Source organism: Chitinophaga sancti (genome assembly GCF_034087045.1).
GTDB classification, from domain to species: Bacteria; Bacteroidota; Bacteroidia; order Chitinophagales; family Chitinophagaceae; genus Chitinophaga; species Chitinophaga sancti_B.
Genome location: NZ_CP139247.1, coordinates 2605416 through 2626778, shown reverse-complemented (window position 1 = coordinate 2626778; position 21363 = coordinate 2605416). Strand labels below are relative to the sequence as shown.

General features: G+C 44.9%; 19 protein-coding genes. 7 read left to right on the top strand and 12 right to left on the bottom strand.

Going from position 1 to position 21363, the window contains the following annotated elements; genetic code table 11:
• Nucleotides 1–21: 21 nt before the first annotated feature.
• On the bottom strand, nucleotides 22–927 hold the full coding sequence (locus SIO70_RS10980; protein ID WP_320580912.1) for a branched-chain amino acid transaminase: 906 nt from the start codon (nucleotides 925–927) through the stop codon (nucleotides 22–24).
• Nucleotides 928–1341: 414 nt separating this feature from the next.
• Nucleotides 1342–2244 (bottom strand): nucleotidyltransferase family protein, encoded by a 903-nt coding sequence (locus SIO70_RS10975; protein WP_320580911.1) that lies wholly within the window; start codon nucleotides 2242–2244, stop codon nucleotides 1342–1344.
• A gap of 232 nt (nucleotides 2245–2476) precedes the next feature.
• Here SIO70_RS10975 and SIO70_RS10970 point away from each other — a divergent pair, with 232 nt between their 5' ends.
• The 4 genes from SIO70_RS10970 to SIO70_RS10955 all read left to right on the top strand — a co-directional run bounded on the left by SIO70_RS10970 (nucleotide 2477) and on the right by SIO70_RS10955 (nucleotide 7975).
• Nucleotides 2477–3820 carry an alpha-L-fucosidase gene (locus tag SIO70_RS10970; protein ID WP_320580910.1) on the top strand — a complete coding sequence of 448 codons (1344 nt, stop codon included), beginning with the start codon at nucleotides 2477–2479 and terminating at the stop codon, nucleotides 3818–3820.
• Nucleotides 3821–3903: 83 nt separating this feature from the next.
• Nucleotides 3904–6180, top strand: coding sequence for a family 20 glycosylhydrolase (locus SIO70_RS10965; RefSeq protein WP_320580909.1), 2277 nt, complete (start codon nucleotides 3904–3906; stop codon nucleotides 6178–6180).
• A complete protein-coding gene (locus SIO70_RS10960) occupies nucleotides 6180–7067 on the top strand; it encodes a 1-aminocyclopropane-1-carboxylate deaminase/D-cysteine desulfhydrase (protein WP_320580908.1) in 888 nt (295 codons plus the stop codon). Before SIO70_RS10965 ends, SIO70_RS10960 begins: the two co-directional genes overlap by 1 nt.
• A gap of 107 nt (nucleotides 7068–7174) precedes the next feature.
• Entirely contained in the window at nucleotides 7175–7975 is an 801-nt protein-coding gene (locus tag SIO70_RS10955; RefSeq protein ID WP_320580907.1) for a hypothetical protein, read from the top strand.
• Nucleotides 7976–8041: 66 nt separating this feature from the next.
• On the opposite strand, the gene lipB is transcribed toward SIO70_RS10955, so the two are convergent.
• A complete protein-coding gene (gene lipB / locus SIO70_RS10950; protein WP_320580906.1) occupies nucleotides 8042–8755 on the bottom strand; it encodes a lipoyl(octanoyl) transferase LipB in 714 nt (237 codons plus the stop codon).
• Nucleotides 8756–9071: 316 nt separating this feature from the next.
• Here lipB and SIO70_RS10945 point away from each other — a divergent pair, with 316 nt between their 5' ends.
• Complete coding sequence (locus SIO70_RS10945; RefSeq protein WP_414017925.1) at nucleotides 9072–10139, top strand: RluA family pseudouridine synthase; 1068 nt, start codon at nucleotides 9072–9074, stop codon at nucleotides 10137–10139.
• A 123-nt stretch (nucleotides 10140–10262) separates the two neighbouring features.
• The gene (locus SIO70_RS10940) at nucleotides 10263–11924 is read left to right on the top strand and encodes a gliding motility-associated C-terminal domain-containing protein (RefSeq protein ID WP_320580904.1); all 1662 of its coding nucleotides are present in this window, start codon (nucleotides 10263–10265) and stop codon (nucleotides 11922–11924) included.
• Between the two features lie 94 nt (nucleotides 11925–12018).
• On the opposite strand, the gene SIO70_RS10935 is transcribed toward SIO70_RS10940, so the two are convergent.
• The 9 genes from SIO70_RS10935 to SIO70_RS10895 all read right to left on the bottom strand — a co-directional run bounded on the left by SIO70_RS10935 (nucleotide 12019) and on the right by SIO70_RS10895 (nucleotide 18557).
• Nucleotides 12019–12945 carry a hypothetical protein gene (locus tag SIO70_RS10935; RefSeq protein ID WP_320580903.1) on the bottom strand — a complete coding sequence of 309 codons (927 nt, stop codon included), beginning with the start codon at nucleotides 12943–12945 and terminating at the stop codon, nucleotides 12019–12021.
• A 27-nt stretch (nucleotides 12946–12972) separates the two neighbouring features.
• On the bottom strand, nucleotides 12973–13803 hold the full coding sequence (locus SIO70_RS10930; RefSeq protein ID WP_320580902.1) for an anti-sigma factor: 831 nt from the start codon (nucleotides 13801–13803) through the stop codon (nucleotides 12973–12975).
• 3 nt (nucleotides 13804–13806) lie between these two features.
• Nucleotides 13807–14358: an RNA polymerase sigma factor gene (locus tag SIO70_RS10925; RefSeq protein WP_320580901.1), complete on the bottom strand. Its 552-nt coding sequence runs from the start codon at nucleotides 14356–14358 to the stop codon at nucleotides 13807–13809.
• A 216-nt stretch (nucleotides 14359–14574) separates the two neighbouring features.
• Complete coding sequence (locus tag SIO70_RS10920) at nucleotides 14575–15390, bottom strand: anti-sigma factor (RefSeq protein ID WP_320580900.1); 816 nt, start codon at nucleotides 15388–15390, stop codon at nucleotides 14575–14577.
• A gap of 49 nt (nucleotides 15391–15439) precedes the next feature.
• Complete coding sequence (locus SIO70_RS10915) at nucleotides 15440–15988, bottom strand: RNA polymerase sigma factor (RefSeq protein WP_083721395.1); 549 nt, start codon at nucleotides 15986–15988, stop codon at nucleotides 15440–15442.
• Between the two features lie 68 nt (nucleotides 15989–16056).
• Nucleotides 16057–16635, bottom strand: a complete 579-nt coding sequence (gene def, locus SIO70_RS10910) for a peptide deformylase (protein WP_320580899.1) — start codon at nucleotides 16633–16635, stop codon at nucleotides 16057–16059.
• A gap of 108 nt (nucleotides 16636–16743) precedes the next feature.
• Nucleotides 16744–17154 carry a Holliday junction resolvase RuvX gene (ruvX, locus tag SIO70_RS10905; RefSeq protein ID WP_320580898.1) on the bottom strand — a complete coding sequence of 137 codons (411 nt, stop codon included), beginning with the start codon at nucleotides 17152–17154 and terminating at the stop codon, nucleotides 16744–16746.
• Nucleotides 17154–18020, bottom strand: a complete 867-nt coding sequence (locus tag SIO70_RS10900; RefSeq protein ID WP_320580897.1) for a UbiA-like polyprenyltransferase — start codon at nucleotides 18018–18020, stop codon at nucleotides 17154–17156. The genes ruvX and SIO70_RS10900 overlap by 1 nt, the downstream gene beginning before the upstream one ends.
• Nucleotides 18021–18026: 6 nt before the next feature.
• Complete coding sequence (locus SIO70_RS10895; protein ID WP_320580896.1) at nucleotides 18027–18557, bottom strand: RNA methyltransferase; 531 nt, start codon at nucleotides 18555–18557, stop codon at nucleotides 18027–18029.
• Nucleotides 18558–18611: 54 nt separating this feature from the next.
• Here SIO70_RS10895 and mutS point away from each other — a divergent pair, with 54 nt between their 5' ends.
• Nucleotides 18612–21218, top strand: a complete 2607-nt coding sequence (gene mutS, locus SIO70_RS10890) for a DNA mismatch repair protein MutS (RefSeq protein WP_320580895.1) — start codon at nucleotides 18612–18614, stop codon at nucleotides 21216–21218.
• Nucleotides 21219–21363: the final 145 nt, after the last annotated feature.

Here is a 21363-nt window from a genome sequence, read left to right as displayed (position 1 = left end):
ATTCTGAACACCTTTTATCCCTTACGCTACCTTCACTGAAGAACGATCGAATTCCTTCTCCAGCACCTTAGCTTTATAAGCCTGTTGCAGCAACTTACCCAGAGATTGTGCCCAAGGCTTGCCAAATGCATGACCATCCAGAGATTCTAACCCGATCAGTTCAGCGGCAGTACCACAGAAGAATGCGCAATCAGCCTGCTTCAGTTCGTCGGTAGTGAACAGTCTTTGTTCCAACGGAATATTCAGTTCCTCGCACAGTTCAATCACTGTAGCACGGGTAATACCAGGCAGAATAGCTCCTAATGGCGGCGTAACGATCTTACCATCTTTTTCGAAGAATATGTTTGCACCCGGACCTTCAGCTACATAGCCATCCAGATCCAGCAGCAGCGCCTCGTCATAACCAGCGGATTTAGCTTCCTGCGAAGCCAGGATGGAGTTTACATACAGACCAGCTGATTTGGACTCAATCTTAAATGCCTTTGGATTTGGACGCTGAAAAGAAGAAGTCATTACTTTCAGCAGCTTCTCACCCAGGTAAGCACCCCATTCCCATGCACAGATCATCACGTTCATTTCGGATGCAGCTTTCAGGGTCATGTTCGGCGGGCAATAAGCCAGCGGACGAATGTATGCTTCCTCCAGGTTGTTCAGTTCCAGCACCTTATAGCAAGCGGTGATTAACTCCTCGTTGGTGTAGTTGTAAGGCATATGAATTAACTCACAGCTACGACGGAAACGATCGAAGTGCTCTTCTGCCTTGAAGATCTTCACTTCTCCGCTAGCAGTCTTATAAGCTCTGATACCTTCGAATACGGCGTATCCATAATGTAATGACTGACCAAACAGGTCGATTTTGGCTTCGGTGGCTTTCTTATACTCCCCGTCCACGTAAATGATGGTGTTCTCGTTGTAATAGCTATACATATAATTCAGATATTAGAAATCCAGTGAAATAACAGGCATAAAAAAAGCCTCCCTCTGGTGGAGGAAGGCTGTATATTGATTTGGTTGTACACAGTTACCTATCCTCCATACTGGTGGCTAATAATGACAACGACGATCACAACGAGCGTAATAGCCCAATTGAGCTGAGCTACGATGTGATTAATCTTGTTATTGTCTTTATTTACCCACATGGGAGGAATGCTTTGTTGTTTAACTGTACAAAAGTATTGGTGATTGAAGTAAAAAACAATACAATCAAAAAATTTAGTGATTTCGCAAACAAATCTTCCCTTTTTGAAAATATTGAAATTTAACCCCTTTTCTTTGTACATTTTTAATAAAACCTGCAGAATTATTGTATAACGACTGACGTTAATAATACCAGATGTTAGTTTATTTCCACAGGTTAGTTGGATATTCTCCTGACTCAACCAGTGCTGACAAACTAGCCTGTACGCCTGGCGCATCTTCCTTGTATGTAACACCGAACCACTGTGCACCGGTAGGTAACACATTTACCACACCCAGTTTGTTCTTAATGAAGTTGTCCACTACAATCGGAATAAAGAATTCAGACTTCGGCTTATCACCATCTTTCTCCAGGAATTCCTTGAACAGCTTCTGGCTCTTCTCAAATACATTCTGGTGGAAACCCCAGAAATTCATGGATACCGGTGTTTCAGGTGCCAGTTCGTGCTTGCTGCCATCAGCATTTTCGTACACGATCTTATCGCCATCCTTATATACCTTGGTACGCTCGTTGATCTCAGCCAGGTTGCCATTGCTATCGGCGGCGCATACCCCACGGGATACGGAACCATGCTCAGAAATAGTCTTGTTCAGCTGATAACCCACTACGCTATATACATCAGGTTTGCAGGAGTTTTCGAGAAATTTCGCCATTTTCTCAAATGAGTCACGACCATAAAAGTCATCTGCGTTGATCACTGCAAATGGTTCGTTGATCGCGTTTTTAGCACACAATACAGCATGCGCTGTACCCCACGGCTTAGTACGATCCGCTGGTACCGGATATCCATCCAGGAAAGCATCCATCTCCTGATATACGTAATCAGTCTGTACGCGACCCTTCAGCTTAGGTTCAAATATCTCTCTGAATTCCGCTTCAAAATCCTTCCTGATAATAAACACAATCTTACCAAAACCTGCTCTGATCGCGTCATAGATAGAGTAGTCGATAATAGTCTCACCGCTAGGGCCAAACTGCTGTATTTGTTTCAAACTACCATAACGGCTCGCCATACCGGCTGCCAGAATCAATAAAGTGGGTTGCATCTTTAATAGATTGTTTTAATTAATTTTTTATTGTACTTGGCGAAAATCCAGGGACTAAATTTACTGATTAAAACTATTTTCACGCTTTCTTTTTCAATTAAGTAGGTGTTTCTACCTTCGTAGCTCTAGCCATTAGAGTTACCTGTAATATTAGTCCTGTAGGTGGTATCAAAGCAGCAAACACTATACCAACCCGGACTTTTACATTCTTATTATCAATTTTTATCTGACAATGAAAAGAATCTTATTGCAGGCTGCTATTGCCCTTGCGTCATGTGCCAGCGCCTTTGCCCAACAACATGTTCCACCTTCGGAAATCTCTCAAAAGATGCAATGGTTCTCCGATGCGAAGCTCGGAATCTTTATTCACTGGGGCATATATTCCGTAAATGGGGTAGACGAATCCTGGTCATTCCACAATAAAAAAATATCATATCAGGACTATATGTCACAACTAAAAGGCTTTACTGCTTCCGGTTATGACCCTGTTGAATGGGCTTCGCTCATCAAAGAATCAGGCGCCCGCTATGCGGTGATCACCACCAAGCACCATGATGGGGTAGCACTGTGGGACAGCAAATTAAGTAAGCTGGACGCGGTGAACAGTACACCCGCCAAAAGAGATGTAATCACCCCCTTCTATGCCGCCCTGCGTAAAGAAGGCATTAAATGCGGCGCTTACTTTTCGTTGATCGACTGGAGTTATCCCGACTATCCCGGCTTTTTGAAAGATAGTTCCCGCTATAATGCCAATAAAGATACTGTACGCTGGCAACGCTTCCGCAACTTCTACGAAGGACAACTCAAAGAAGTAATGACCCTGTTCAATCCTGACCTCTGGTGGTTCGATGGCGACTGGGAACACAGCGTCGCTGAATGGGAAGCACCAAAAATACGGACCATGCTCACCACCCACAACCCTAACGCGATCATCAATGGACGCCTGCAGGGATATGGTGATTACGAAACACCGGAACAAAACTTCCCGGTCACCCGCCCTCACTACAACTGGTGGGAACTATGTATGACTATTAATAGCAACTGGGGCTATCACCCTGACGATACCAACTGGAAAACACCTTATGAAATCATCACCATCTTTGCAGATGCGATCAGTAATGGTGGTAACCTCCTGCTGGATATTGGCCCTGATGCCGCTGGTCACATTCCCCCCGAAGAAGTGAACGTACTGAAAGAACTGGGTGCCTGGAACAAAAAACACGCACCGGCTATCTTCAATACTGTAGGTGGTATTCCCCAAGGTCACTTCTATGGTCCTACTACCCTCTCTAAAGATTCTACAACCCTCTACCTCTTCCTCCCGGGCAAAGTAACAGGAGCCATTATGGTAAAAGGTCTTATGAACAATATCAGGAATATTCAGGTAGTAGGAACAGACGTTCAACTATCTCATAAAATCGTTGGTAAAATTTCATGGAGCAGTGTGCCCGGTCTTGTGTATATTGACGTACCTGAAAATGTTCAGGATAAATACATGACTGTATTAGCCCTGCAATTGGACAAGCCTGTAAAGCTGTACAGGGGTAAAGGAGGTTTCCTGACGAATAACGATTAATTTTTAATGCCGGCCACAGGCCATCACAGCTTCTACATCTTTTGCCCAAGGCGAAAGTCGTAAAAGCAAAAACAGCTTAGCATATGAAAAAACTAATCCTGTCAACTCTATCTGCGCTGCTGTGCCTGTATGGTACTGCTCAAAAGAAAACAGCTGACATCATGATCATCCCGGAGCCAAAGTCACTGCAAAGTATACCGGGTAGTTTTGTGTTGAATGAGAATGCACTGATCCATTATGAAGGTACTGCCGCCAAAACCACTGCCGGTTTACTCAATGCTTTTTTGCAAAGTGCTTATGGGTTTAAAGTAGAAGTGACTGATAAACCAGTGCCGAAAGTAAAGTCCACCGCCGTTATCGACATCAAAGAAACAACCGGTGCGCCAGAGGCCTATACACTTTTTGTAAACAATGGTACCATTGCACTGAAAGGTGATGCAGCGGGTCTGTTCTATGGCCTGCAAACTTTACAACAGTTATTACCTGCTGAAAAAAGCGCTGCGATCCATATACCAGGGGTGGAAATTTCCGATGCACCCCGCTTCGCCTATCGGGGTCTGATGCTGGATGTAGGTCGTCATTTCTTCCCGCCTGATTATGTAAAAAAGTTCATCGATGTGATGGCACAGTATAAGTTCAACCGCTTCCACTGGCACCTCACAGAAGATCAGGGATGGCGTATTGAAATTAAGAAATATCCACAGCTTACAAAGATCGCTTCTCAAAGAAAAGAAACCGTAGTAGGTCATGCTGCACGCAGCAATACTTATGATGGTAAGCCATACGGTGGATTTTATACACAGAATGAAATCAGGGATATCGTAAAGTATGCTGCGGACAGACATATCACAATCATTCCTGAAATAGAAATGCCAGGCCACTCACAGGCAGTACTGGCAGCGTTTCCCAGCTTTGGTTACGGCAAGCAATATGAGACCATGACCACCTTTGGTATTTCGAAAGAAGTACTGAATCCTGCAAATGATTCTGTATTCACTTTCCTGCAGGATGTACTTACAGAAGTAATGGATCTCTTCCCAGGTAAGTATATTCATATAGGCGGTGACGAATGTCCGAAAGATCGCTGGAAAGAATCGCCACAGGTACAGGCACTCATGCAGAAACTGGGATTAAAAGACGAGCATGCTTTGCAGAGTTATTTCATACAGCGAATGGAAAAGTTTGTGAATAGTAAAGGTCGCAACATCATTGGCTGGGATGAAATTCTGGAAGGTGGCTTAGCACCAAATGCAACTGTTATGAGCTGGCGGGGAGAAGCGGGTGGTATTGCTGCCGCAAAGGAAAAACATGATGTAATCATGTCTCCTAATACTTACCTCTACCTCGATTACTACCAAAGCCCTGAGGCGACAGAGCCCAGCCGAATTGGCAATTATCTTTCACTAAACACAGTGTATAACTACGAGCCATTGCCACCTTCACTGAATGCAGAAGAGCAGAAATATATCAAAGGTGTGCAGGCGAATATATGGACAGAATATATGCCTGATCAGACTTATGTAGATTACATGGCCTGGCCCAGAGCATTAGCATTGTCTGAAGTAGCCTGGTCTCCTGCTGCTAAGCGTGACTGGAACCGCTTCCAGAAGAAAGCACCAGCCGTACTAGCAGCTATTGACAAGCAGGGAGTAAACTTCAGAATACCAGAACCTGCACAATTGAAAGATACGCTGATTGCGACAGCAAATACAACGGTGACACTCACTCCCGGTGTAAAAGGCGCCGCTATATTCTACACCATTGATGGTAGTGGACCAGCTATTACCAGCAAACGGTATGCACGGCCATTCGCCATCAGTGTACCTGAGAATGGAACGGTTGTATTGAAGTATATAGAAGTAACACCTGGTGGTCGTAAGAGTAATGTATACAGCACGACTTATACACGTAAACCTTACAAAGAAGCTGCAAATGTAAAACCTGCAAATAACGGATTACGGTTCTCAGCAGTGTATAAGAATGTGCCCAAAACTGCAAAAGAGCTACCGGAGAAAGGTGATAGTGCGGGTACGATTGCGGGTCTGGATCTGCGGCCTTTCCTTGCTGCAAAGAAAGATTTCGGAATCACTTACAAAGGTTATGTAAAAGTAGATGCGGATGCCCTGTATACATTCAACCTCCTCTCTGACGACGGATCGGTTTTATACATCGATGATGAAGTAGTAGCAGATAATGATGGTGTACATGGCACGACAGAAAAAGTAGGCGTGATCGGATTAAAGAAGGGATACCATAAAATCAGGATACAGTATTTTAATACTGGTGAGATTGGCTGGATAAATGTCTTGCTGTCAAAAGGCACACAAGCATTAAATTTGCGCAATAGCCTGTTTTATTAATGTTTGACAATCGAAATATTCAGTTACAAAATATTACACCAACATGGCTGCCCGGTACAATACAGGCAGCCATGTTGCGTTTAGACCTTTTACACAGTGAAGTATCAGGAAATAAATGGTTCAAGCTGCAATGTAATATTGCGGCTGCTAAGGCGGATGGAATGGATCATATTGTAACTTTTGGAGGTGCATATTCCAATCACCTGGCGGCCACAGCGGCAGCATGCAGATTGTTGGGAATGCGGTGTACGGCAGTAGTGCGGGGAGAAGCGGCGCCTGTGTTAAGTCATACTTTAGCACTGGCAAAACAACAGGGTATGCAGTTGCATTTTGTAACAAGAGAGGTGTATAAACAGAAAGAATCGATTGATTGGAAAGAGGTCTTTCGGGATGCTTATTTTGTGCCTGAAGGAGGGCATAATGCGGAAGGTGCGGAAGGGTGTGAAGAGATCTTATCTATCCAGGATGTTTCCCGTTTTACCCACATTATTTGTGCGGTAGGGACTGGTACAACGCTGGCAGGGTTGATTAATAGTGCGGAGCCATCCCAGCAACTAAAAGGGTATGTAGCTTTAAAAGGGGCACACTATCTTTCAGAAGAGGTAAAAGCATTGCTGAAAGATCGCAGTGCCCCCCAGTGGGAATTGGTTCATGAACACCATGGTGGCGGGTATGCAAAGGTCACTCCGGCCCTCATTGAATGCATGAATCACTTTTATAATGAAACTAAAATCCCATTGGATGTAGTGTATACAGGCAAATTGGTACAAGGATTTAAAAAAGATGTAGAAAGTGGTTTATATCCCCCGGGAAGCAGGGTTTTATTGATCCATTCAGGCGGATTACAGGGCAACCTTTCACTCAAACCAGGGTTATTACACTACTAAAGAAAAATATCTTTCTCCTTCTACCCGGTATATTAGTATATTAACGAATATTTAAAAAGGCGTTTACTATATTTGAAGCTAATTGTAGTTACAGGAATCAGGAATTTATGAAGCAGTTGTCGCGAATTTTTATTGTCACAGTATTAGCACTATCAGCATTAGTATTTTCAGTACAGGCTCAACAGGTTCAACAAAAACCACTCCCGGTATTTCCGGAATTTTCGGCCCTGATTCAAACAGGGAAGAACCGTCTTGAATTTATATCGGGTTTCAGAGACGTGAAGTCGATCGGCGTTCAGCGCTCGCTGGACAGCGTCCTGAACTTTAATACCATTGGTTATATCGCCAATCCCGGAGATATCCGGTGTGCCTACGACGACGGTAAGCCATTACCAGGCTCCAACTATTACCGTATGTTGATCATTTTTAACAACGGCCGCTACTTTTTTACCAAGGTTGTCCTGGCTGTTCCGGACTCCACCATCAATGACAGGGAAAAACTGACCGCCGCCGATGTAAAAGCCGCTATCTCCGCAGCCAAAGCCGCAGGTATAGCGACCTCCACCGCACCGCCACCTGTAATGACTGACAAAGGAGCTGCCACGGTAAAGGAAAAGGAAGCACCCAAAGAAGAGAAGATCGTATGGCATCCTTCCAATTACATTTATACTACTGCTGATGGCAATGTGAATATCAAACTGCCTGAAGCACCCAATAAAAGATATGTAATCAAGTTTTTTGAACAGGATGGAAGCTTCCTATTCGACATCAAAGAGGTAAAAGAGCCTTTCCTTATCCTGGAAAAAGCCATCTTCCTCCATGCCGGCTGGTTCAATTTCGAAATTTTAGAAGACGGAAAAGTACTGGAAAAGTGGAATGTATTCATCCCACTCATCTATAGAAACTAAAAAGAGGGTATACCATCAGGTATCCAAATTAAAAGAGGGTGTATCTTTCCTGATACACCCTCTTTTTTATGCGATCACCGCGTCAAAGACTTCGGCAAAATGTTTTAATAATTTCTCCTTCACTTCTGACAGGGGAATTTCCCTGCCCAGCTCTTCCTGCATGGCAGCTACTTTCTTATCCACAATTCCGCAGGGAATAATGTTACTGAAGTAATTCAGGTCAGTATTTACATTCAGTGCAAAACCATGCATGGTCACCCAGCGGCTGCAACGTACTCCCATCGCACAGATCTTGCGGGCTTTTTTAGGATCTTCAGGATCCAGCCATACGCCCGTCTCTCCCGGAGAACGGTCTCCTTTGATGCCATAGTCCGCCAGTGTGCGGATCACGACTTCTTCCAGTAAACGAAGGTATTTGCCTATATCAGTAAAAAAATGTTCGAGGTCCAGGATCGGATACCCTACTACCTGTCCCGGGCCATGGTAGGTGATATCCCCTCCCCTGTTGGTGGGTACAAAAGTAATACCCTTGTCCGCCAACTGTTCTTCATTAAGGAGCAGGTTTTCCATATGCCCGCTCTTGCCAAGGGTGTATACAGGGGGGTGTTCACAAAAGAGGAAGTGATTTGTTGTTTCTACTACACCATTGGCGGGGAGCTCTCCCCTGCCTCTTGCCTGTTTGATTCTTACGTTCTCCTGCAGCAACTGCTCCTGGAAATCCCAGGCTGGTTGATACTCAATTACTCCAAGGTCCTGGATATGAATGGTTCTGTTGGTCATAACCGGGCAAAGTTACTGAAATGTTGTCTTCCGGAAATGAAATCAGCTCCTCGTTACAACTCACTACACACGGCCATCCCGAAGCGCCATCCGCTCTATAGCACGACTATAGCCATCTCAGAGAGATATCCCGCCTATAAGCCGCATATAACCCGCATATAACCCGCCTATAAGCCGCCAATAAGCCGCATTTATAGAGAGGCGGGTTATCTACGGGATATCTACGGGTTATTGACAGGTCAGGTATAGGATCGGCCTATGGCCATACTTATGAAACGGCCAAAATGACATACCTTTGCAGAAATTTTTGAACTACATGACCGAAGATCTGATTGAACTGGATGATGAGCTGGAAAGCGGCGAAGGCAGTGAAGAGCTATATGAGCGTGTCAATATTGTTGCCGACAAGGGACAAGAGCCTCTTCGTATCGATAAATTCCTGATGAACAGGGTAGAAGGTGCTACCCGCAACAAAATTCAGCAGGCCTGCGAATCAGGTTGGGTCATTGTCAATGATAAACCCGTCAAGTCCAACTATAAAGTCAAAGCCTTCGACAAGATCGTGGTAATGACGAGCAAGAATCCTGAGAATACAGATGTAATACCAGAACAGCTGGACCTGAATATTGTATTTGAGGATGAAGACATTATGATTATCAACAAGCAACCAGGAATGGTAGTACATCCGGGTTGCGGAAACTATACCGGTACCCTGGTAAACGGGCTGGCCTGGTACCTGGGTGGTCAGAACGCTGAGGTCACGGAGCCTGAAATCCCCCGTTTTGGCCTTGTACACCGTATTGATAAGAATACCAGTGGTTTGCTCGTCATTGCCAAATCAGAAAAGGCGATGAATGACCTGGCAAAGCAATTCTTTGACCACACAGTACAGCGCCGGTACATTGCCCTGGTATGGGGAGATTTTGAAGAAGATGAAGGAACGGTTGAAGCCCACGTAGGTCGCCACCAACGTTTCAGAAAGATCATGGATGCATATCCTGAAGGAGAATATGGAAAAGACGCTATCACCCACTACAAGGTGCTGGAACGCTTTAACTATGTCACACTCATTGAGTGCCGGCTGGAAACGGGTCGTACCCACCAGATCAGGGTGCACATGCAGCATATCGGGCATTCCCTGTTCAACGACGATACCTATGGCGGTAACCGTATTCTGAAAGGCACCGTTTTTAATAAATACAAGCAATTTGTGGAGAACTGCTTTGAGCTCATGCCAAGACATGCCCTGCATGCCCAGACTTTAGGCTTTATTCATCCACGTACCCGCAAGCCTGTCCATTTTGAGAGTCCAATGCCGGAAGATTTTAAAGCGGTGTTAGAAAAATGGAGAAGATATATCTCTGCAAGGCCGCTGGAAGATTAGTTGTTAATCAGGCATCCCGCATGGCGGGATGCCTGAGCATGGAATGAAGTTGTATGTTTCTATTAAAAAAATACCATATATCATGAATTTCTGTTAATTTTATGCCTTACCCATGTCCCAAGCATGAGAAACCTATATCTAATTTTTGTTGTATTACTCGTTTTACTCGGTTCAATCACCGCGCAGGCGTCTACGCCTTTTACCTTCAACTCAACCTGCCAAAACGATAGTATTCGTTTTATCATTGCTAGCGCTGACCGTGACGGCATCGACTCCGTCAAATGGTATTATGGCGATCCGGCATCCGGCAGGTACGATTCTTCCAAGGCCATCAACGGGGTTCACCTTTACAGCACCCTTGGCGACTATACCATTACCCTGGTTGCTTACCGGAGTGGTGTGGAAGACATTTCGACCAATTTGGTCACCATCGTGGCACCCGTACCTTACGACTTTGGTCCTACCGACTCTACCCTCTGCGAAGGCACTACCATTACCCTGACCGCTCCTTATGTAGCCGGGGCCTCCTACCTGTGGCAGGACAGCTCCACCGGTCAGAGCATCGTGGTAGATACCATGCAGACTTACAAGGTAAAGATCAATGGTTGCCTGGTACCTGATTCCATGAACGTATTCTATACCCCGGAACCGGAAATAGAACTGGGAAACGACGTGGTGCTTTGTCTCAATGAATACTTGCAACTGGACGCTACCGCCCAGAACTGTACTTTCTCCTGGAATACGGGAGAAACTACGCCGGATATCGTTGTTCATAGCGACACCGCCCGTGCGCCATTCATGTATATCGTGAATGCCAACGCCAAAGGTTGCGGTATTTTTAGCGACAGTATCACTATTTCATTTGCTGGCACTGAGCATCCATACTCACTGGGTCCGGATACTTTATTATGCCCTGACGAAACAGTGATTATCAATGGCAGTACTTCCGGGGCAACAGCTTACCTGTGGAGCACCGGTGCTACCACCCCCACGGTGTCTGCCAGCCGCCCGGCAGATTTGTGGTGCTATGCTACAATCAATAACACCTGTAATGTGATCGATACCATCCGGGTACGTTACAATGCCCTGCGCAATGTAAACCTCGGTAATGATACCATCATCTGTAAAGGTGAAAAACTTATATTGACTGCCGATTTCGGCACCGGTACCTACCGCTGGCAGGATACCAGTAAGCAGGCCACCTATTATGTAACCAAAACCGGTTATTATTATGTGCGTGCACAGATAGGCAGATGTGTATCCAGTGATACGGTTCATGTACAGATCGAAGATACCCTGCGCGTAAGCCTGGGTAGAGACACGGTGCTATGCAACGGAGAGATTTATACCCTGTATCCAAAAGGTGCGGGCAATAACTATAAATGGCAGGACAGTAGTACGGTAGCACTCTACAAAGTGAATACCGCCGGCATCTATGCCGTCGTGGCGCAAAATACCTGTGGTACAGCGATTGATTCTGTGGAAGTAGGGTTTAAGGATTGTGAATGTCAGGTATGGTTACCAAGTGGTTTTAGCCCGAATGGAGATGGGAGCAATGATCTGTTCCGACCGAAATACAGGTGCCCCCTGCAGTCGTTTTCGATTAGTGTATATGATAGATGGGGTGCGCAGATCTACTATACCACAGATCCGGATATTGGCTGGACAGGTACGAGGAACGGAACAAGGGTACCAGTCGGAACATATGTGTGGGTGATGGAGTATACAGTGCAGAAAACAGGAGAACACATTAGAAAAACAGGCGCCATCACGGTTATACATTAAAACAGCACAGTCATACATTAAAATAGCACAGTCATACATTAAAATAGCAAAAGCCCCGTTCCTCGGAACGGGGCTTTTGCTATAATGCCTCTATTTATCTGGTAAACTCATGAAACTTCGCTATAAATATCGCCGTCTCTCTTTTTCTGAAAGGCACATCCCATGTACCTTCGTAGGTTACTAAAACCGGCGTCAACAGATTTTCTCTCTTTACCAGCTGCACATTCATCTTCACATTGAAATCAAATACCAGTGTTTTATAAGAAAGTGAATATTTCCTGTTGACGATATCAAAGCTTTCTTTGGAGAAGTAAGTGATCAGTTCATTGATCACGATATCATTCTTATCAAAATACCCCAGGTTCTTTTTCGCTGTTGCAGAAAACACCCAGCAGGGTACTCCATTGAATTCCTCTGAAGTAATAGAGAAATCGTACAACCGCATCACTTCCGGGTCAAAGATGGCTACCTTACCACCTACGATAGGTACGCCCTTGATAGGCTGACCAGGATTGAAAATCAATTGTTTTAGCTGGGCTTTGTGCTTGGCGAGGTTACCTTTGGAGGATTCTATCGATTCACCGTTTGCTTTGGCACACACGGTACCTTTTGTAAAGAAGAAGTTTGCATACAGTTCAGCAGTATAGTACTTATAATCGCCTTTGGAAGTATAAAAATCGCCACCCGTCTCTTCGTGGAGTACTTTCATGGTACGGCAGGTTCCCTGCATGGTTTGCACGGTCTGGCTTTTCAGGAAAGCATCTACCTTTCCTTTCTTCCCATAAATGCGGATATCATTGTCGGCCGAATAGCCCAATAAATGAAGGTTCCGAAAAGCTCTGTAGAAGGTAGTATCTGTCTCTACCCGCTTGATGAAGCTATTGACATCAAAGCCCACCCGTTTGGCCTGCACGACTACTTCGTCCAGATTGACGGTCATCCCCCTATAATTGGCCGTATCCTGGGCAATTGAAATGTGACTGATAAAAAAAGCAACAATGAATAACAACAATGATCGCATGCTGCAAAATTACGAAATACGGTGGGATTATATCTTACCGGCTACGTACATCTGATCTAAAGTTGGTTCCGGACTACCACCTTTTTTCTCCAAAGTCACGGCAAACATCTCAGCATTGCCAATAGATTTCATTTTCTGGATAATTTTGGCGGCGGTACCGGTTTCAAATACGCCCATGTCTACGGGTTTACCATCTACAATTGCCCATAGCTGGTATTGCTTTTCAGAAGAAGGTTGTGGCAGGTTGTTTACCATTACGAAGACCTCTTTGGAAGTCTGGTTCCAGTATATGGTAGCGAGTGCGGTCGGGAACGATTTGGTACCCGGCATCTTCACCGTTTTCATGGAAGGATCCTGTACAATGTGCAGATCTTGTTCTGCCTGTTCCAGTCGGGTACGATATACATTGGTTTCTGCAGCTACAGAAGTATTTGCCGCAGCCATTGCTTCGTATCGCTGTTGTAAACCATTGTACAGTGTATACTGGTTATAATTTAAAAATGCACTACCTATAAGTAAAAGGATTGAAGCAGCAGCCACCCAACGCCATGCGCTGCTAACCAGTATTCTACGTACGGGTGTTTCCGATATATTGTCTTCATCTACGTAAGTACCGTTTGCACGTGCAGTTTCTTCGGTATCGAGCTGTGTAAATAATCTCTCTTTTAAATTGGCAGGTGGCGTAACTGATTGATAGATTATATATTGCTCCATATCCTGCTGGCAGCTTTGGTACTCTGCAGCAACCTCGGGGTATTGTGCTATAGCAAGTTCCAGTTCCTCCTTTTCACTGGAGGAAGCCAGTCCGCTGACATAGGCTTCAATAATCCCAGAAGATATGTAACTTTTTGAACCCACTTCTTAAACTAATTTTAACAGGTTTCTTAATTGAATGATCGCGTTCCGCATCCTTGTTTTCACAGTACCCAAAGGGATCTCCAGCACCTTGGAAATTTCTTCCTGAGTGCATCCTTTGTAGTATGCCAGATCAATGATGATACGTTGCTCTTTTGTCAGTTTTTCCAGAACCTTAGAGAGTCCGAGATGGTCAACGGAAGGGTGTACGGCTAAGTTGCCAGTATATAGATGTACGTCATCTCCGATGTCCTGGATTTTCTGATCCATTTTATGTGCCTTAGAACGAAGCGTGTCAATGGCTGTATTACGTGTAATATTGAGCATCCAGGTAAACAACCGACCTTTACTTTCGTCGTAACGATCAATGTTTCGCCAGATTTTCAAAAACACTTCCTGCAAACAATCACTCGCATTGCTTTCGTCGTTGAGCACTTTCAGCGCCACGCCGTATAATGCCGGTGAGTAACGGTCGTACAGGTAGCTAAACACCTTTTGGTCTTTAGCTTTTAAGCCCTGAATCAGCTCAGATTCCGTATATGTGAACGCGGATTCCAAAACAATTAAAGAATTATGTTAAAAATTACTTTTCACGTGTGCTCCCACATCATAGCCGTAAACGCTACAGAAAAAAGTACCCGTGTTCCGGTACAGCTGCGTGTGATTACAATAAATACAAATAATAGTTAATGGTTAAAGGGAATGCAATAATAAAGGAAATATAGCAATTATTACGGAATAATTGAAAATGAGAGAGTAAGAGACTTTTTTATATCATCCAGACACCTTTCCGGCTACAAACATCTGGTCTAGTGTGGGAGTTGGGCTACCACCTTTCTTTTCGAGGGTTACGGCGAATGCCTGTGCATTGACGACGTCTTTGACTTTTTGCAGGGAGGCAGACAGATCGCCGGTAGCGAACACACCAGCATCTATACATTTACCATTTACAATGGCCCATAGCTGATATTGCATGTCAGGCGGCGGTTCTGGCAGTTTTTGTGCGAGAATAAAAGTTGCTTTTGATTCGGGATCCCAACAAATGGTGGCTACATTTCCTGTATGCCTGGGCGTTCCCAACATTTTAATCCATTTGAATGCAGGATCTTTCATCATCGCCAGTTCTTCCTGAGCATGGTGCAATTGTGCAGTCAGGGAGTCCTTTTCGAGAGTAAAAGCGGACTGACTGCTTTGAAGGCTGGCGTACTGGTTCTGTGAATCGTTGTATTTGGTATAATAAGCAATGTTCATGACAGCACTGGCTACAAGCAAGGTAAATGCGGCAGCGGCACCATATTGCCATATTCTTAAAGGAGAAACTGGATTTTTGGGGGCGTAGTCGATTACAGGAATTTCCTCTTCGTCTGCAACGGGTTGGGCTACGGGAATAACCGGCTCATTGGCAACGGTATCCTGCTTTAATTTATTGAGGATTTGCTTTTTCAGATCAACGGGTGGCCTTTTCGCATACATCATCACGTACTTCTCCATATCCAGCTGTACAGCATCGACAGCAGCCTTTACTTCAGGATGCTGTTGGATCGCGGCCTCCATTTCGCGGTTTTCCGCTTCAGAGACTAAACCGATCACATGGTTTTCAATAATTCCGGATGATATGTAACGTTGAACATCCACTTGCTTACATCTGTTTTAGTATATTCCGCAATTGTATGATCGCATTTCGCATTCTGGTTTTGACCGTACCAAGTGGGATATCCAGTATTTTGGAGATCTCATCCTGGGTACAACCTTTATAATAAGCCAGATCAATGATAACACGTTGTTCCTTGTTCAACTGTTCCACCACTTTAGCCAATCCCAAATGATCAACAGACGGGTGTACCGCCAGTTGATCGACTATGTGGGAATTATTTCCTATTTCCTGAACTTTCTGGCCCAGCTTGTGGCCTTTGGAGCGGAGGGTATCGATAGCTGTATTGCGGGCTATGTTCACCATCCAGGTAAACAGACGACCTTTTTCTGTATCGTAACGGTCTATACCTCTCCAGATCTTGAGAAAGATTTCCTGCAACACATCGCCGGCAAGCGTTTCATCAACCACTACTTTGAGGGCGATACCATATAATGCCGGTGAATAATGATCATATAAGTAACCGAAAAACTTTTCGTTTCTGGCTTTTAATCCAGTTACCAGTTCGGCTTCAGTATATGTAAGTGCTGCTCCCAAATATAGTTGATTAGTTTGCAGGCACTAAAATAATAGGGATTTTTAACATTACAAAATTTTCACACGTTTTATTTATGAAATATCATCTTGTAATCAACCTTGATTTTCCCCTTGGAAATATCGTCCAGCTTGCTTTTAATCATTCTACGCTTTAGTGGCTTGAGATGATCGATGAATAACTTACCATCAATATGGTCGTACTCATGGAATATAACGCGGGCTGTGACGCCGGTAAAAGTATCTTCGTGAGGCTGGAAGTGTTCGTCCACATAGCGGATGGTCACGGTTTCAGGACGGTAAACGTCTTCTCTTACTTTAGGGATACTGAGGCAACCTTCGTTGTAAGGCCATTCTTCGCCACTGGTGCCTACGATATGTGCGTTGATGAAAACGCGTTTTACACCAGCATCGCCAGGGTATTCGTCTTTTTCATCTTCTTCCAGGTTATTGATAATTTGTTCGCTATCTATTACGAAAAGGCGGATGGGCCTGTTAATCTGAGGTGCTGCGAGGCCTACACCGCTGGACGCGTACATGGTTTCCCACATATTAGCGATCAGCTTGTCTAATTCTGGGTAATCTGGTGTGATATCTTCACACATTTTACGGAGGACCGGATGGCCGTAGGCAACGATTGGTAAAATCATTCTATGGTATTGTGTTTAAAAGTGCGAAGTTACGAAAATGACAAAAAAATCGCTTTGGCCATAGGCAAAAGCGATTTTTTTGTTCGGGCAAATGCCCAAATGGAATGTCTATTTTGAACGCAGATATTCCTGTAATATGATAGTGGCGCTGATCTCATCGACCAATCCCTTGTTCTGTCTGTCTTTTTTCTTTAACCCACTATCTATCATGGTCTGAAACGCCATTTTAGAAGTAAACCGCTCATCTATCTGCTTCAGCGGTATATTCGGGAAGTTCTTTTTCAGAATGCGTACACATTCTGTAGCCAGGGCCGTTGCATCTGTATCGCTCCCATCCAGGTTCTTTGGTTCACCTATCAGAATAAGTTCTACCTGCTCGGTTTCGAAGTATTTTTTCAGGTAAGGGATCAGTGTTTGAGACGGTACTGTGGTAAGACCAGTTGCTATTATCTGCAAAGGATCTGTTACTGCCAGTCCGGTCCGCTTCTTTCCATAATCTATTGCCAGTATTCTCCCCATTATGCTAAAAATAACATGTCTGTAATTGCAAATATTGCAAATACTACGCTTGCAATACCATTTGTGGTCATGAAAGCGATATTCACCTTACTCAGGTCATTAGGCTTTACCAGCAGGTGCTGAGAGATCAGCATGATGATAAATACTGCCGCTCCAATGGCATATAACCAATGGAACTGCCCCATTAACCCGATCGTAATGGCCAGTGCACCCGCTACTACATGCAATCCTTCAGAGAAATGCAAAGCACCTGCCTTTCCTAACCAGGTAGGTACAGAATTCAGGGCCTGAGAACGGTCAAAATCTTCATCCTGTAAGGAATAAATGATGTCAAAACCAGATACCCAGCAGAGCACCAGACATGAAAGCAATACCGGCAATGCAGCAAACTGCCCTGTTACAGACAGGTATGCTCCTATAGGTGCCAGTGACAATCCTAAACCCAGGACCAAATGGCACAGCGCCGTAAAGCGCTTGGTATAACTATATCCCAGCACCACAATCAGCGCGACCGGTGACAGGATAAAACAAATCATGTTGATAAAGTAAGTAGTGAGGATAAATGCGCCACAGTTCACAATGATGAACAACAGGGCGTTGTTCTTCGTAATCACACCAGCGGGAATCTCGCGTTTAGCGGTACGTGGGTTGATCTTATCGATATCCACATCCAGCCAGCGGTTAAAGGCCATGGCCGCGCTCCTTGCAAAGACCATACATAATACCACCAATACAAACAGCTGCCAGCTGAAAGAGTAACCTGCCTTGGCAGTGGCGATAAAGAAGCCCGTCAGCGCAAACGGCATGGCGAATATGGTATGGCTGAATTTTACAAGCGAGAGGTATTTATTTACAGTCGTAATCATCTCCTGTTACTTTTTTAACTTTACAAAGATATCCCAAACTACGATACCTGTGCTAACAGATATGTTCAGTGAATGTTTCATCCCAAGCTGCGGAATTTCAATGCACCCGTCTACCTGCTTCATCACTTCTCCATCCACACCAGACACTTCATTGCCAAATACCAGTGCCAGGGGCTGATCGCCACCAGGCTGGAACTGGTCCAGCATCACACTGTTTTCTGCCTGCTCAATGGCCAAAACGCGGTAGCCTGCTTCTTTTAAAGCGGCTACAGCTTCGCTGGTGGTGGCATAATATTGCCAATGCACCGTTTCGGTAGCACCCAGGGCAGTTTTCTGAATATCGCGGTGAGGGGGAACGGGCGTATACCCACAGAGTATAATGCCTTGAATCAGAAAGGCATCGGCCGTTCTGAATACGGAGCCGACATTGTGCATACTCCGGACATTGTCCATGACTAATACCAGTGGTGTTTTTTCGGCGGCCTTGAATTCTTCGATCGTTTTGCGGCCTAATTCGTTCATGCTCAGTTTTCGCATAGCGCAAAGTTATGGCAATTGCTAAATAAACCACATTTTCTATATTTTTGCCGAATGGCGAAAAGCAAATCGGAAGAAACCCCACTAATGCAACAGCACAAGGCAATTAAGACCCGTTACCCGGATGCCGTGCTTTTGTTCCGCGTGGGCGATTTTTATGAAACTTTTAATGAAGATGCAGTCATTGCCTCCAAAGTATTGGGGATTGTTCTGACCAAAAGAGCTAACGGCTCGGCCTCTTATGTAGACTTAGCTGGTTTTCCACACCACTCTCTGGACACCTATCTTCACAAACTGGTCAAAGCAGGCTACCGGGTGGCCGTATGCGATCAGCTGGAAGACCCCAAAACTGTAAAAGGTATTGTAAAACGCGGCGTTACCGAAATGGTGACACCCGGAGTTGCTGTGAATGACAAGATCCTCGAAAATGCCAACAACAACTTTCTGGCAGCTGTACATCTCCAGGATGATCATGCCGGCGTTGCGTTTCTGGATATCTCCACAGGTGAATTTTTTGTTGCACAGGGCACCATCGAGTACGCCGATAAACTGCTGCAAAGCTTTAAACCGGCTGAAGTACTCTACGCTAAACAACAACAAAAGAACTTCCGCCAGCACTTTGGCACTAAGTTTTACACTTACACCATGGATGAGTGGATCTTTACTGCCACTTATGCACATGAAATACTCCTCAGGCAGTTTGAGACACATAGCCTGAAAGGCTTTGGAGTAGATGGTCTCAATGACGCCATCATCGCCGCAGGCGCTGCCCTGCATTACCTGCGGGACACCGAACATCCTCACCTGCAACACATTACCAACATTCAGCGCATCGAACAGGATGACTTTCTCTGGATGGACAGGTTTACGATCCGTAACCTGGAATTGTTAGGTAGCAGTGTGGAAAACGGGAATACCCTGCTCACCACCATCGATACTACTGTAAGCCCGATGGGTGCCCGCCTGCTGAAACGCTGGCTCATATTTCCCCTTCGCGACATTAACCAGATCAATGAAAGACTGGATGTGGTGGAGTACTTTATCAAAGAAACAGATCTTGCAAAGAACCTGATCCACCACCTGAAACAAACCGGTGACCTGGAAAGACTGGTATCCAAGATCCCTTTGAAGAAGATCAACCCAAGGGAGGTGATGTCCCTTGCCAAAGCACTGCAACAGGTATGTGCCGTGAAGACCCTGCTGGAAAAAGTACCACATCCATACCTGGCAAAACTGGCCATGACCATGGATGGATGTAACGAAATCCTTGACAGAATTCTGCGCGAAGTAACGGAGACACCACCGATCCTCGTGAGCAAAGGAGAAGTGATACAGATGGGTATTCATACCGAACTGGATAACCTGCGTAAGATTGCACGCTCCGGAAAAGATTACCTGTTACAGATCCAGCAGAAGGAATCTGAAATCACAGGTATCCCTAGTTTGAAGATTGCATTCAACAATGTATTCGGATACTACCTGGAAGTGACGAATGCACATAAGAATAAAGTACCTGAAACCTGGATCCGTAAGCAAACGCTGGCGAATGCAGAACGATATATTACACCTGAGCTGAAGGAATACGAAGAGAAGATTACGGGGGCGGAAGAAAAGATCCTTGCCCTGGAAGCACAGTTGTTCGAAGAATTATTGTCTGCATTGCAGCCTTATATCAGGCCGATACAACAGAATGCACAGGTGATAGCGAAGCTGGATTGCCTGCTGAGTTTTGCGAACAATGCGGTACAGTTTAAATATCGTCGTCCGGGTATTACGGATGGTTACAATCTTGACATTCGTGAAGGACGACATCCGGTAATTGAAAGAGGATTGCCACCGGGTGAGAGTTATGTAGCGAATGATATCATGCTGGATAAAGAGACCCAGCAGATTATTATTCTGACGGGTCCCAACATGAGTGGTAAGTCTGCATTGTTACGTCAAACTGCATTGATTACGCTGATGGCGCATATGGGTAGTTTTGTACCTGCGGCAGCGGCAGAGATCGGGTTGACAGATAAGATCTTTACACGCGTAGGAGCTTCGGATAACCTGAGTGGTGGTGAGTCTACTTTCATGGTGGAGATGAATGAAACGGCAAGTATTATTAACAATATTACACCGCGTAGTCTGGTGATACTGGATGAGATCGGGCGTGGTACCAGTACGTATGATGGTATTTCAATTGCATGGAGTATTGTGGAGTACCTGCATGATATGACATCGGCTAAACCAAAGACATTGTTTGCCACGCACTATCATGAACTAAATGAGTTGGAGAATAAGCATGCGCGCATCAAGAATTTTCACATTACGAATAAAGAGTCGGGGAATAAGGTGATATTTTTGAGGAAGCTGGCCCCGGGGGGTAGCAGACATAGCTTTGGTATTCATGTGGCAAGAATGGCGGGAATGCCTCCTAAGTTGATTGAAAGAGCAAATGAGGTATTAGCGCATTTGGAGGAGAAGCAGATTGATGGGCCGGTGCAGGAGCAGGTGAAGAGTTTGGGAGGACCAGCGCAGAAGGTGCAGTTGAGTATTTTTGATACACATAGTGATACGTTCAGGACGATAAGAGATATGTTGGAGAATGTGGATATTAATAGATTGACACCGGTGGAGGCGTTGCTGAAGTTAAGCGAGATAAAACATTTGCTGTAGGCGCAGTATCAAAAATAAATTAACCTCCTCAGAAGGGCTTAAACGACTACCTATCTCCATTAAGGTACCCGAATAAAATGAGGCCGTATTTTACTTATGATGATATGGCCTCATTTTGTGGAGCGGCGGTGGCCTGCAGCCGGCT